The following is a 13,475-nucleotide window of genomic DNA, read 5'->3' as shown; positions in this document are numbered from 1 at the left end:
CAACCATCCACCTCGTCATCGCCGCCGCCCTTGGCGCAGAGGAACCATCAGCCCGACACCGCTCCCGCCAACGCCTCCGCTTCCACTGCCGGGCTCCTCAGGCGCAGGCCGCACGGTCGGCATGGGCCCCGGCTGCATACCCACTACCCACTACCCAGTTGCCACTATTTGTCACCTGCGGCTCACCGGATCGTCAGTCCAGCCACCACCACCGCCAGCGTGAGTGCGACCACGATCGCGGTCCCAATCGCCCACGTCTTGACGCGCTGACCCCTCGGCGCATCCTCTGGCCCCCTCCGGTGCGACATCACCGCCTCCTCCCGTTCTGGAGAATCCTGATGCATTTGGGTGCCCTAGCTGCGGAAAATGCCCGAATCCGCTAGGTACTGGCTGACGTAACCGTTTGGAGATGACGCTCTAACGCGCTCGTTCGATGATCGAAACCGTCCCCTTTCGTAGCCATGGCGAGCCGAAGTCACTCAAGAGTGCTTGATAATGATCGACTGCGCCTGAAGTACAAGTAGATCTGCTTGTTTCGAGCTTGAATAAGCATGTTGTAGAGATCGTCAAAAGGAATGCCTGCTCAAGTCCGCTTCATTCGCGCATTTACGCCTGCGCACACGCTCATGCTCACGTAGCGTCCAAGGCACCGGTCCCGGCCGGTGACCCTGCCTGAGACCGACCTGCCCTCGACAGAAGGAGCGACAGTGAGCACAGCAGCCAAGACAGCGGAACCGACGACGGGACTGACGGATCCGCCCACGCGCCACTCGCGCCTGCTCTCGTGGGTCACCGAGGTCGCCGACCTCACCTCCCCCGACCAGGTCGTGTGGTGCGACGGCTCGGACGCCGAATGGGAACGTCTGACCAGTGAACTGGTCGCATTCGGCACGCTTGAGCCCGTCCCGGCCAAACCCGACTCGTTCATCGCGCGCACCGACCCCAGCGACGTCGCCCGGGTCGAGGAGCGCACGTTCATCTGCTCGGGCGACCCCGAGGACGCCGGTCCCACCAACAACTGGACCGCGCCCGACTACATGCGCGAGACCATGACGGATCTGTACCGCGGGTCGATGCGCGGGCGCACCATGTACGTCGTCCCGTTCTGCATGGGCTCCCTCGAAGCCGACAAGCCCATGTTCGGCGTCGAGCTCACCGACTCGGCCTACGTCGCCGCCAGCATGCACATCATGACCCGCATGGGCACCAAGGTCCTCGACAGGATGGGCGTCGACGCCGACTTCGTGCAGTGCCTGCACTCGGTCGGCGCGCCTCTGTCGCCGGGCGAGACCGACGTGCCGTGGCCGTGCAACGAGACCAAGTACATCTCCCACTTCCCGGCCGAGCGCGAGATCTGGTCCTACGGTTCGGGCTACGGCGGCAACTCCCTGCTGGGCAAGAAGTGCTACTCGCTTCGCATCGGCTCGGTGATGGGCCGCGACGAGGGCTGGATGGCCGAGCACATGCTCATCCTGCGACTGACCAGCCCCGGAGGGAAGGTCTACCACGTGACCGGCGCGTTCCCCTCGTCGTGCGGGAAGACGAACCTGGCGATGCTGGAGCCGACGATCCCCGGCTGGAAGGTCGAGACGCTCGGGGACGACATCGCGTGGCTGCGCTTCGGCGAGGACGGACGGCTGTGGGCCTCGAACCCCGAGTACGGGTTCTTCGGTGTCGCGCCCGGCACCGACTACAAGACCAACCCGAACGCGATGCGCACCATCGAGCGGGGCCACACCCTGTTCACCAACGTGGCGCTCACTGAGGACGGCGACGTGTGGTGGGAGGGCATGGGCGAGCCCCCGCAGCGGGCGATCGACTGGCTCGGCCAGGAGTGGACGCCTGATTCGGAGGGCCCCTCGAGCCACCCGAACAGCCGGTTCTGCACGCCGATCAAGCAGTGCCCGGTGCTCGCCGACGAGTACGACGACCCGCGCGGGGTCCCGATCGACGCGATCTTGTTCGGCGGCCGCCGGGCCACCACGGTCCCCCTGGTGACGCAGTCCCGCGACTGGGTCCACGGCGTGTACATGGGCGCGACGCTCTCCAGCGAGACGACCGCCGCCGCGACCGGCAAGGTCGGCGTGGTGCGGCGCGACCCGATGGCGATGCTGCCGTTCATCGGCTACAACGCCGCCGACTACTTCGGGCACTGGATCGAGATGGGCAAGTCGGCCCCGAACGCCTCGCTCATGCCGCAGGTGTTCTACGTGAACTGGTTCCGCCGCGGCGACGACGGCCGGTTCCTGTGGCCGGGCTTCGGGGAGAACTCCCGCGTGCTCAAGTGGGTCGTCGAGCGCCTCGAAGGCGATGCCGACGCGATCGAGACGCCGATCGGGTACACCCCGACGCCCGAGTCGCTCGACGTCTCCGGCCTCGGTCTCGACCCGGACGACCTGAAGGCCGCTCTGGAGGTCGACCGCGATGAGTGGATCGCCGAGATCCCGCTCATCGAGGGCTGGTTCGCCCGGTTCGGCGACAAGCTTCCGACGATGCTGTGGAGCGAGCTGGACGCGTTGAAGAGTCGGCTCGGCCTCGGCTAGGGCAGCGGCGTGACCGCGTGGCCGGTGCGCGAAGCGTACCGGCCTACAATTGGCGTTCGTGGCGATCGCAAACCTGCTTTACCGGATCTACGAACGCCGGCTCCACAGGGAGCTGGCGGGCAAGCCGCTGCCCAAACACATCGGTGTCATGGTCGACGGGAACCGCCGGTGGGCCCGTGACATGGGCCTGACCGACCCCAACGACGGCCACCGCGCCGGCGCGAAGCACATCGAGCGGTTCCTCGGGTGGTGCGACGAGCTCGGCGTCAAGCACGTCACCATCTGGCTCCTGTCCACCGAGAACCTCTCGCGGCCGAAGGAGCAGCTCGATCCGCTGCTCGAGATCATCTGCGAACTCGCCGGAGAGCTGGCCGAGGACACCCAGCCGTGGCAGGTGCGCATGGTCGGGGCGCTCGACCTGCTCCCGCCCGAGCACCAGGCGCGCCTCAAGGGCGCTCAGCAGCGCACCGCGGACAAGCGGGGCGTGCGCGTGAACCTCGCGGTCTGCTACGGCGGGCAGCGGGAGATCGCCGACGCGGTCCGCTCGCTGCTGCTCGAACACGCCTCCGCCGGGCTCAGTCTGGAGCAGGCGGCGGAGGCCGTCGACGCCGAGGCGATCGCCAAGCACCTTTACATGACCGGGCAGCCCGACCCCGACCTGGTGATCCGCACCTCGGGGGAGCAGCGGCTGTCAGGGTTTCTGCTGTGGCAGTCGGCGTACTCCGAGTACTACTTCTGCGACTCGAACTGGCCGGACTTCCGCCGCGTCGACTTCCTTCGAGCCGTCCGCTCCTTCGCGACCCGCAACAGGCGTTACGGCAAGTTAGACGACCGCGACGCCGGCGTCGGACAGCTCCTGGAGCGTCCTCTTCCTGGACTCCTCGGCGACCGCCGCGGTGTAGTCGACCAGGACCGTGGTCTTGAAGCCCTCGCGGGCCGCGTCCAGCGCGGTCGCCCGCACGCAGTGGTCGGTGGCGATGCCGACGACCTCGACCTCGTCCACCTCGCGCTCGCGCAGCCACTCGGCGAGACTCGTCTCGCCGCTCGACCCTTCGAATCCGGAGTAGGCCGCCTCGTAGGCCCCCTTGTCGAACACGGCCTCGGCGAGGGTGTGGTCGAAGTCGGGATGGAAGTCGGATCCGCTCGTGCCGACTACGCAGTGCGCTGGCCAGGAGTCGGTGAAGTCCGGGTCGGCCGAGAAGTGGCCGCCGGGGTCGATGTGCCAGTCGCGGGTCGCCACGACGTGGTCCCACCGCTTCGACTCGTCATTGACCAGCCGCGTCACGGCGCTTGCGACCGCCGCACCGCCGGTGACGGGAAGTGACCCGCCCTCACAGAAATCGTTCTGCACGTCCACCACGATCAATGCCCTGCTCATGATTCAAAGCCTATCGAGGCGGGTGCGTGCGCGTACAGAGGTGGGATCGAAAAAGCCCGGGAACGCTTGGCGTTCCCGGGCTTCCTCATGCCGTTTCAGTGGCCTTTGACTTCCTTGACCAGGTGGCCCCACTTCTCGTCGAAGACGGGGCGTTCCGAGCGGATGCGCGGGAGCCGGTCGAAGTTGCGCAGCGGCGGCGGGCAGCTCGTGGCCCATTCCAGGGAGCCGCCGTAGCCCCACGGGTCGTTCGTCTCGATGATGCGGCCGGTCTTCCAGGACTTGAACAGGTTCCAGATGAACGGCAGGGTCGACAGGCCCAGGATGAACGCGCCGACCGTCGAGATCATGTTCAGGGTCGTGAACCCGTCGTTTTCGAGGTAGTCGGCGTAGCGGCGGGGCATGCCCTCGTTGCCGAGCCAGTGCTGCACGAGGAACGTGGTGTGGAAGCCGATGAAGGTCAGCCAGAAGTGGATCTTCCCGAGCCGCTCGTCGTACATGCGCCCGGCGACCTTCGGGAACCAGAAGTACACGCCGGCGTAGACGGCGAAGACGATGGTGCCGAACAGGACGTAGTGGAAGTGCGCCACCACGAAGTAGGAGTCCGAGACGTGGAAGTCGATCGGCGGGCTCGCCAGGAGCACGCCCGAGAGGCCGCCGAGGAGGAACGTCACCAGGAAGCCGATGCTGAACAGCATCGGCGCCTCGAAGGTGAGCTGGCCCTTCCACATGGTGCCGATCCAGTTGAAGAACTTCACGCCGGTGGGCACGGCGATGAGGAACGTCATCAGCGAGAAGAACGGCAGCATGACCGATCCGGTGGCGTACATGTGGTGGGCCCACACCGCCATCGACAGGCCGGCGATCGCGAGCGTCGCGGCGACGAGGGTCTTGTAGCCGAAGATGGGCTTGCGGCTGAAGACCGGGAAGATCTCGGAGACGATGCCGAAGAACGGCAGCGCGACGATGTAGACCTCGGGGTGGCCGAAGAACCAGAACAGGTGCTGCCACAGGATGGCCCCGCCGGTCTCGGCGTCGAACACGTGGGCGCCGAGCTGGCGGTCGGCGACGACGGCGAGGAGCGCGGCGGCCAGGATCGGGAACACCAGGAGCATGAGCAGGCTCGTGATGAGGATGTTCCATGTGAAGATCGGCATGCGGAACATGAGCATGCCGGGCGCGCGCATCGTCACGATCGTGGTGATCATGTTGACCGCGCCGAGGATGGTGCCCAGACCCGAGATGGTCAGGCCGACGAACCACATGTCGGCGCCGATCCCGGGCGAGTTCACCGCGTTCGACAGCGGCTGGTAGGCGAACCAGCCGAACGCCGCGGCGCCGTCGGGCGTGATGAAGCCGCCGACGGCCAGCGTCGAGCCGAACAGGTACAGCCAGTAAGCGTACGCGTTCAGGCGCGGGAACGCGACGTCGGGCGCGCCGATCTGCAAGGGCACCAGGTAGTTGCCGAAGGCGAACACGATCGGGGTCGCGAACATCAGCAGCATGATGGTGCCGTGCATGGTGAACAGTTGGTTGAACTGCTCAGAGGACACGATCTGCATGCCGGGCTGGAACAGCTCGGCTCGGATCAAGAGGGCGAGGATGCCGCCGATGCCGAAGAAGGCGAACGACGTCACGAAGTACAAGAGGCCGATCTGCTTGGCGTCGGTCGTGCGCAGGGTCCGGGCGAACCAGGAGCCCTTCGGCTCGCGGCGCACCGGCCAGGGACGCGCGACGATGGGCGTTGGTTCGACCTTAGGCTCAACCGTGGTCACCTGTGGGCCTCCAGATTCTCATTCCAGGTAGCGAACGCAGAATAGCCTTTCACGCTGCTCGCGCTGCGGAGGGGGAAGTGCGTAGCGGCGTGGCAGTGCGTGATCGGGCGATGCGATTTCAGTGGTTCTCGCAGGTTGTCGGTGCGGCGGACGGGAGAGGACGGGCGCTTGGGGGCCACCGCCCGGGTGTGGCGGTGGCGACTCGTGAGCAATCTCCTACGATCCGCGCGCGGGCGAATGGGCCGAATGCGGCCCGTTCGCATTCACGTGGCGCACGCTAGGCGCGCGCATCGGGTTCCAGAGCGGCGTACACCCGCTTGACCAGCAGCGCGGTCTCGTAGCCGACCTGGCCGAGATCGCAGCCGGCGTTGGCCAGCACGGCGACCTGGGCGCGGTCGCCGACGGCCATGAGCAGCAGGACGCCCTCGTCCATGTCGATCACCGACTGCCGGATCCGGCCGGCGTTGAGGACCTTCGCCGCGCCCGTGGTCAGGCTGGCGAGTCCGGAGGTGATGGCGGCGAGCTGGTCGGCGCGGTCGGTCGACAGGCCCTGCGATGCCGCGAGGGCGAGTCCGTCGACGGAGACGGTCAGGGCTTCGGACACGTCCGGGACCTTCTCCACGAAGGAGGTCAGGAGCCAGTCGAGTTCACCGACGGTGTTGTCCTTGGTATCCATCTCGCTGCTTTCTACTTTATTAACGCTGTTCGTGTTCCGAGGCCGCTGCTATCCCGGAGGCGAAGCCGGTCAAGCGGTCCCGGATCTCGGCAGGGTCGAGGTCGACGCCACCGGAACCGGGCTTGGCGCCGGGGACCGCTCCTGGAAGGAGCTTGGTTCCCGGTGCCCGCCGCGGTAGTTCCGTGCCGTTCGGACCTCCGGCGGATTCGAGTGCTCTGTTCACCTTCCTGAAGGTAACATCCACTGACTCCGCGCCGGGGCTCGCAGTGACCTCGATCCCCTCGGCGATTCTCACGGATCCGACTGTTTTCCCAGCTACCGGGCGTGGCTCGGGCGTCAAGCCGGCTTTGCGGGGCTTGGGCACGATCGGCTCGGCGGCGCCTTCGGCGGCCGCGGGGGAGCCCGTTCCGGTCATCGGCAGGTTCGCGGCGTGCGCGGAGAGCGCGAGCCGGGCCGAGGAGCCCCGCGAGGAGACCAGGCCGTTCGGCATGTCGGCGTGCGCCGAGGCCGGGATCCGGACCAGCGCGAGCGTGCCCTTGCCCATCGTGGAGTGCAACTGGACGCTGACGGCGTGCTCGGCGGCGAGCCGGCCGACCACGAGCAGGCCCATGGTGGCGGTCAGCTCGGAGTTCAGCTGCGTCGGCTCTGCCAGGCGCCGGTTGATCGCCGACATCTGCTCGGGATTGAGGCCGATGCCGTCGTCGGCGATGGAGATGACGATCTCCGAGCCAGACCGGCGCGAGGTGACGCGGACCTGCTGCGTGGGAGGGGAGTAGGCCGCGGCGTTGTCGAGCAGCTCGGCGAGGATGCGGACGACGTCGCCGGCCGGCTTGGTCTCCAGTCGCGCCGACACCTGGTTCTCGACCAGGACGCGCCCGGCGCCCTCGATCTCGGAGACGGCGTCGCGGATGATCGCCTCGACGTCCGCGGGATGGTTGTAGCGCCGCTGCGGCTCGCCGCCGGCGAGCAGGAGCAGGTTCTCCTCGTTGCGGCGCATGCGCGACAGCAGATGGTAGACGCTCCGCCATTCCTCGGGGATGTCCGAGGCGGACCTGGACTCCTCCACGAGCGATTCCATGACCTGCTGCTGGCGACGGATGAGGCTCTGGCCGCGGCGGGCCAGGGTCTTCATCATCGCCTCCACGTCGATGCGCAGCAGCGCCTGGTTCGCCGTCTGGCGCAGCGCCTGATGGTGCGCCGCGCTGAACGCCTCGGCGAGGCTGTCGAGCTCGTCGGAGTAGCGGGCGTCGGTGGCGATCACCGTCTGCCTCTTAGCGGTCTGGAGCAGCCGGTCGACCTCGTCGGCGTTGGACGCCTGCGAGACTGCCGCGACGGTCTTCGGCAGCGTGTCGTACGCGGCGGTCAGTGTGGCCTCGCGGACCGAGTCGACCCGGAGGCTGATGCGCCTCGCGAGCATCGCCGCGGAGATGATCGCCGTCATCGCGAGCACGAGGATGAGCGCGAACGTCGTCAGCAGCGTCCTGGTCGAGGAGTCGCGCAGGCCGGCGACGTCCCGTTCGAGGATCACCAGCGCATGGTCCTGCGTCAGGTGCAGCGCCTGCACGACCTGGCCCTGGGCCGCCGAGAAGTCCGTGGCCGAGAGCGTCGGAATGTCGCCGTTGAGGTAGATCGACAGCGCCTGGCGCGCCACGATGGCCTCTTCGCCCTGTATCTCCCGCTGGTAGGTGTCGCTGACCTCAGCGGACGCGTTCGCCTGGAAGTCGATGATCTGCCGGTCGTATGAGCCCGAGAGGTAGGCGGCCTCCGCGAGGGCCTCGCGCTCGACCAGGACGGCCTCCTCTGCGGCGAGGAGGGTCAGGTCGGAGGTGACGCGGAACTGGATCTCGGAGGCGAGGCGGCCCGCCTGCATCGCCGAGGCCAGCGAGTCGATCTGGGAGGAGACCTGGGAGTCGTCGACGAGGTTCGGCAGGCGGGCGGCCAGGCTGACGATCTTGTTGGCCATGTCCCGGTAGATCTCGAACGCGCCGACGACCTCGTTGTCGGTGAAGGTCAGCTCGCCGGAGGCGAGCCCGTCCAGACCCGTTCGCGCCGTGTTGAGTTTGGCGACCTGCCGCAGCAGCTCGTCGAGGCTGTTCTCCAGGACAGGGAAGCGGGCGCGCGAGGTCTCGGCGGCCGCGACGAGTTCGACGACCGAGGCGTCGGTCCGGGCGCGCAGAGCCCCGATGTCGATCTCGTCGGCCTCGCCGATCAGGACCGCCTCCAGCAGCGGCGCGCCCTCGCTCTGGTGGCCGTCGAGGGTCGAGGCCAGGGAACCGGCCAGGTCGCCGATCACTTCGGCGTCGGTGGCGTCCTGGTACCCGTCCCACACGTGTACGGTCTGGAACAGCCCCAGCACCAGCATCCCCATCAGCGCGGCGGCGATCGGCAGCATCAGCTGCATCCGGATCGGAAGTCGACTGGTGCGCTGCCGGGCTTTACGGGACATCGGGGGGAGTCCTTTCTGAGGCGACGAACCGCGCTGCGGTGAGGCTTCTGAGCATCTTCGCTTGTAGGGGCACGGGCGGGGCGTGGGCCTCAGCCCACCAGAGGACGCCCCACGGGGTAACGGTACAGCCGGTGCCTGGTGCGGATCGCGAGGGACGTCGCCAACAGCACCGGGCCTAGCCTGCCTCCGTACATCAGCACGATGGACACCACTTTAGAGGGAGTGGACAGCTCTGGGGTGATCCCGGTCGACTGCCCGACGGTCGCGCCGGCGGAGGTGGCCTCGAAGAGGATGTCGTGCAACAGAATGTGAGGCTCGAACATCTGCATGAGAATGGCCCCGGCGGCGATGAACGCGACGTACAGGAGCGCGACGCTCAGCGCCTGCCGGATGACCGAGTCGCTGAGCCGGGTGCGGAAGGCCGAGGCGTCGGGCTCGCCGCGGATCTCGGACCAGATGACCCACAGCAGGACGAAGAACGTCGTCACCTTGATGCCGCCGGCGGTCGAGGCCGCGCCGCCGCCGATGAACATGAGGACCACGCCGACCAGAAGCGAGTGCGTGTGCATCTCGCCGACGGGGATCGTGTTGAACCCGGTCGACCGCAGCATGACGTCCTGGGCGAGCGCCGGCAGGAGCTTCTCGTGCCAGGCGAAGGGGCCGAGCGTGGCCGGGTTCGACCACTCGAAGACCAGGAAGACGAAGAACCCGCCGACGAACAGGATCGTCGTCCCGGTGAGCGTCATCTTCGTGTGCAGGGTCCACTTCCGGTGGCCCCAGTTGCGGCGGGCCAGCTCGAACAGCACGGGCATGCCGAGCCCGCCGATGATCGAGGAGACGATGATCGGCCCCATGATCCAGGCGTCGTTCTCGAAGTCCTCCAGCGAGTTCGAGAACAGGCTGAAGCCGCCGGAGTTGAACGAGCTGATCCCGTGGAACAGGCCCTGCCAGATCGCCTCGAACGTGGTGAAGTCGTACTCGAAATGGAACCGCAGCGCAAGGAGTGCGGAGGTGATGAGCTCGACGGCGAGCATCACCAGGAACGCCCGTAGGACGACGTGCCTGACGTCGCCCATGTTGATCGCGCGGTTGGCCTCGGCCTGGGCGATCAGGCGGGTGCGCATCCCGAGTCGTTTGCTGACGACCAGCCCCATGAACACGGCGCTGGACATGATGCCCAGGCCGCCGATCTGCATCGCGATCATGATGACGGTCTCGCCGAAGAGCGTCCAGTGCGTGGCCGTGTCGAGCGTGACCAGGCCGGTCACGGTCACCGCGGACGTGGCGATGTAGAGCGCGTCGACCGCGCTGGTGCCCTGCGCGGTTCCCTGCGAGACCGGCAGCCACAGGAGCACCGAGGTGATGGCGATGGCCACGCCGAAGCCCAGGGGCACCAGGCGCACGGGGTGGCGGTTGAACCAGCTCAGGAATCGGCGCATCGTCAGGTCGTGGCGGCGAACGCCTCTACCTTTTTGGTGCTGCCCGAGACGATGAGGGTGTCGCCTTCGAGGATGACGGTGTCGGGAGTGGCGTAGGTGAAGTCCTCGCCGGTCTTCTTGACCCCGACGACGGTCACGCCGTACTTCGAGCGCAGCCGCGACTCGCCGAGGGGCTTGGCGATCGCCTCGGCGGGGGCGCGCGTCTTGACGATGGCGAAGCCGTCGTCGAATTCGATGAAGTCCATCATCTTGCCGCTCACGAGGTGAGCCACTCGCTCGCCCATCGCGGCCTCGGGATAGACGACGTGGTGCGCACCGGTGCGGTGCAGGATCTGCCCGTGCTTGGCGTTGATCGCCTTGGCCCAGATCTCGCGGACCCCGGCCTCCTCGCAGGCCAGTACCGTCAGCACACTGGCCTCGATGTCGGTGCCGATGGCGACCACGACGTGGTCGAAGTCCCCGACCCCCAGCTGGCCCAGCACGGTGGAGTCGGTGGAGTCGGCCTGGACGACGTGGGTGAGGGACTCGGAGTAGCGTTGGACGATGTCCTGCCGCTCGTCGAGGGCCAGCACCTCGTGGCCGAGGCGGGTGAGGGAATGGGCGACCGCCGAGCCGAACCGGCCCAGGCCGATGACCGCCACGGCCTCGCCGGGCGGTCCCTCTTCCTTACCGAACAGGTTCATCAGCGCCTTCCCGCGCAGCAATGTGTCGACACGCTGTTAGATTCTGCCACTGACTCCGGGTGACCGCGACACATACCCGTGCGCGTCACGGTCGGCACTGCCCGACTCGACGCGTTCGGCGCGCAATTGGCGTGGTGTCCGAGGCGGCGGGAGCTCCGGCCACAGAGGACGGGAGCCCGCGGGCCCACGAAGAGAGGGGGCGGTCCTAAACCCCTCATGACCGCCCCCTCGAACACCCCTAACACTCTCCAAGGATGGAGGAGATTCCAATTCTACTCTGCTAGGACGGCCCGAAGGAAGTCCTGTGTGCGCACTTCTTGGGGGTTGGAGAAGATCTTGTCGGGGGAGTCCTCCTCGACGATGACGCCCTGATCGAACATCATGACGCGGTTGGAGACGTCCCGGGCGAAACCCATCTCGTGCGTGACGATGAGCATCGTGATGCTCGTGGTGTCCGCGATGTCACGCAGCACCCCGAGCACGTCCGCGACGAGCTCCGGGTCCAGAGCCGAGGTGACCTCGTCGAGCAGCAGGATGTCCGGGTCCATCGCCAGCGCCCTGGCGATCGCCACGCGCTGCTGCTGCCCGCCTGAGAGCTGGCTCGGGTAGTTGTCGATCTTGTCCGACAGCCCAACCAGTTCGAGCAGGTCGCGGGCCTTGGCCTCGGCCTCGTCCTTCGAGCGTTTGAGGGTGTGGACCTGCGACTCGGTGACGTTGCGCAGCACCTTCATGTTCGGGAACAGGTTGAACTGCTGGAACACCATCCCGATCTTCTGGCGGGCCTGCCGCAGATAGCGCTCCGAGGCGACGTGCAGCTTGCCGCCTTTCTCCATGTGCGAGAGCGGCTTGCCCTCGACCCAGATGACCCCGCCGTTCTCGTCGGGGTGCTTGACCGGCGTGACGTGCTCCAAGGTCATCAGGAGCCTGAGGATCGTGGTCTTGCCCGACCCCGACGGTCCGATGAGCGTCACGCGTTCACCGGCGTCGATGTCGAAGCTCAACTCGTTGAGCACCCGCAGATCGCCGAAGGACTTGTTGACCCTGTCGAAGCGGATGATCGGCTCAGGACCATTCCGCTGGCGCTGCTCGTTAGAAGTGGGACTTGGCAAGGCGAATCTCCAATCTCCGCATCGCGACCGCCACCGGATAGGAGGCGGCGAGGAACAGCAGGCCCGCGATGGTGTAGCCCTCGAGTGAACCGGAGTAGTGCAGGCCCTGGTACTCCTGGACCCTCGCGATCATCTCGATGACCCCGATGGCGAAGAGCACCGGTACCTCCTTGAACATCGCGATGATCCAGTTCGCCACCGCGGCGCTCGAGCGGCGCATCATCTGCGGGAGGATCACCGCGAACCAGGTGCGGTGAACCGGCAGGCTCAATGCCGTCGCCGCCTCCCATTGGCCCTGCGGGATCGCTTCGATGCCCGCCCGGTAGGACTCCGAAGTGTAGGAGGCGTAGTGCACCCCCAGGACCGCCGAGCCGACTGCGAAGGCCGTCCACTCAGGGTTGATGTAGAGGCTGGTCGCATACCACACGAGCAGCACCTGAACCAGCAGTGGCGTGTTGCGGACGAACTGCATGACCCCGCTGAGCGGACGCCTGAACCACGTCGGCGCGGTCTGCTCGGCGATGGCGATCAGCAGACCGAGCGCCACCGCGATGATGCCGGCGACCAAGGCGACCTTGAGGACGACCCAGAAGCCCTCCAGCACCATCGGAAAGATTTCGGCGGCGCGTTCATTGCTCCAGCCGTTCACTATCGGTCACCTCCCCGGCGATCGCCGGCTTCGTTCTCGGCCTCGGCACTCGTGTCGGCCCCGATGCCGCCTCCGAGCACCGCAGCGGTCTTCGGGACGGCCTTGGTCTTGATGTCGATGCCGAGACCTCGCTTGGCCCGACGCTCCAGTGCCCGCATCCCGGTCCAGATCAGCCAGGCCAGAACGAAGTAGATGACCAGGATGACGGTGAAGTGGACCAGCGGATTCGCGCCGGGGCGACCGCCCAGGGTCTCGGCCCTGAAGGTGATGTCGCCGATGCCGACCAGCGAGACCAGCGCGCTGGCTTTGAGCAGCATGATCGCGAATGCGCACAGTGAGGGGATCATCTCGGGCCAGGCCTGGGGGATGATGACCAGGCGCATCTTCTGGAAAGTGGAGAAGTTCAGCGCCGTGGCGGCTTCCCACTGCCCCTTCGGCACCGCGCCGATCGCGCCGCGCACGATCTCCGACGAATAGGCGCCGTAGTTCAATGCGAGGGCGATGATGCCGATCATGATCACGTAGTCGAATCTGAATCCGAACAGGATCGGCATCGCAAGTGCGAACCAGAACAGCTGGACCACCACGGACGAACCGCGGATGAACTCGACGACGATCCGCGCCGGCGTCCGCACGATCAGGTGCTTCGAGCTGGTCATCAGACCCAGCCCGAAGGCCACCACCAGTGCGAGCGCCGCCGCGGCCACCGTGACCTGGATGGTTACGAGCAGCGGTCGGCCGTAACCGGGGAGCGAGTCGATGACTCCCGACCAATCCATG

10 protein-coding genes and 1 pseudogene are annotated in these 13,475 nt (G+C 67.0%); 2 read left to right on the top strand and 9 right to left on the bottom strand.

The window, feature by feature from the left end; genetic code table 11:
* Positions 1-746: 746 nt before the first annotated feature.
* Both L0U85_RS17410 and L0U85_RS17405 read left to right on the top strand, forming a co-directional pair.
* On the top strand, positions 747-2,543 hold the full coding sequence (locus L0U85_RS17410; RefSeq protein WP_277605986.1) for a phosphoenolpyruvate carboxykinase (GTP): 1,797 nt from the start codon (positions 747-749) through the stop codon (positions 2,541-2,543).
* Positions 2,544-2,601: 58 nt separating this feature from the next.
* A pseudogene (locus tag L0U85_RS17405) lies at positions 2,602-3,363 on the top strand (isoprenyl transferase); the annotation flags it as partial.
* Positions 3,364-3,366: 3 nt separating this feature from the next.
* Here the strand turns inward: L0U85_RS17405 and L0U85_RS17400 are convergent.
* The 9 genes from L0U85_RS17400 to L0U85_RS17360 form a co-directional block, all read right to left on the bottom strand.
* Positions 3,367-3,921, bottom strand: coding sequence for an isochorismatase family protein (locus L0U85_RS17400; RefSeq protein ID WP_241379029.1), 555 nt, complete (start codon positions 3,919-3,921; stop codon positions 3,367-3,369).
* Between the two features lie 95 nt (positions 3,922-4,016).
* Positions 4,017-5,693: a cytochrome c oxidase subunit I gene (gene ctaD, locus L0U85_RS17395; protein ID WP_241379026.1), complete on the bottom strand. Its 1,677-nt coding sequence runs from the start codon at positions 5,691-5,693 to the stop codon at positions 4,017-4,019.
* Positions 5,694-5,970: 277 nt separating this feature from the next.
* Positions 5,971-6,369 carry a roadblock/LC7 domain-containing protein gene (locus L0U85_RS17390; RefSeq protein ID WP_241379025.1) on the bottom strand — a complete coding sequence of 133 codons (399 nt, stop codon included), beginning with the start codon at positions 6,367-6,369 and terminating at the stop codon, positions 5,971-5,973.
* A 19-nt stretch (positions 6,370-6,388) separates the two neighbouring features.
* Positions 6,389-8,815 (bottom strand): ATP-binding protein, encoded by a 2,427-nt coding sequence (locus L0U85_RS17385; protein ID WP_241379024.1) that lies wholly within the window; start codon positions 8,813-8,815, stop codon positions 6,389-6,391.
* A gap of 89 nt (positions 8,816-8,904) precedes the next feature.
* Positions 8,905-10,254: a potassium transporter TrkG gene (locus L0U85_RS17380; protein WP_241379023.1), complete on the bottom strand. Its 1,350-nt coding sequence runs from the start codon at positions 10,252-10,254 to the stop codon at positions 8,905-8,907.
* Between the two features lie 2 nt (positions 10,255-10,256).
* Positions 10,257-10,937 (bottom strand): TrkA family potassium uptake protein, encoded by a 681-nt coding sequence (locus tag L0U85_RS17375; protein WP_241379022.1) that lies wholly within the window; start codon positions 10,935-10,937, stop codon positions 10,257-10,259.
* 272 nt (positions 10,938-11,209) lie between these two features.
* Positions 11,210-11,995 (bottom strand): ectoine/hydroxyectoine ABC transporter ATP-binding protein EhuA, encoded by a 786-nt coding sequence (ehuA, locus tag L0U85_RS17370; protein WP_241379028.1) that lies wholly within the window; start codon positions 11,993-11,995, stop codon positions 11,210-11,212.
* 31 nt (positions 11,996-12,026) lie between these two features.
* Positions 12,027-12,695: an ABC transporter permease subunit gene (locus L0U85_RS17365; RefSeq protein ID WP_241379021.1), complete on the bottom strand. Its 669-nt coding sequence runs from the start codon at positions 12,693-12,695 to the stop codon at positions 12,027-12,029.
* Positions 12,695-13,474, bottom strand: a complete 780-nt coding sequence (locus L0U85_RS17360; protein WP_241379020.1) for an amino acid ABC transporter permease — start codon at positions 13,472-13,474, stop codon at positions 12,695-12,697. Before L0U85_RS17360 ends, L0U85_RS17365 begins: the two co-directional genes overlap by 1 nt.
* Between the last annotated feature and the right edge of the window lies 1 nt (position 13,475).

It is taken from the genome of Glycomyces sp. L485, from assembly GCF_022548875.1.
Taxonomy (GTDB): domain Bacteria; phylum Actinomycetota; class Actinomycetes; order Mycobacteriales; family Micromonosporaceae; genus Glycomyces.
Note: the sequence above shows the minus strand (reverse complement) of the source record. Positions and strands in the feature narration are given on the sequence as shown.

What these genes read in the sequence shown, in the direction of transcription:
- L0U85_RS17380 (WP_241379023.1), bottom strand. Translation starts at nt 10,254, where the DNA reads ATGCGCCGATTCCTGAGCTGGTTCAACCGCCACCCCGTGCGCCTGGTG.
- L0U85_RS17390 (WP_241379025.1), bottom strand. Translation starts at nt 6,369, where the DNA reads ATGGATACCAAGGACAACACCGTCGGTGAACTCGACTGGCTCCTGACC.
- L0U85_RS17360 (WP_241379020.1), bottom strand. Translation starts at nt 13,474, where the DNA reads ATGGATTGGTCGGGAGTCATCGACTCGCTCCCCGGTTACGGCCGACCG.
- L0U85_RS17375 (WP_241379022.1), bottom strand. Translation starts at nt 10,937, where the DNA reads ATGAACCTGTTCGGTAAGGAAGAGGGACCGCCCGGCGAGGCCGTGGCG.
- L0U85_RS17400 (WP_241379029.1), bottom strand. Translation starts at nt 3,921, where the DNA reads ATGAGCAGGGCATTGATCGTGGTGGACGTGCAGAACGATTTCTGTGAG.
- L0U85_RS17385 (WP_241379024.1), bottom strand. Translation starts at nt 8,815, where the DNA reads ATGTCCCGTAAAGCCCGGCAGCGCACCAGTCGACTTCCGATCCGGATG.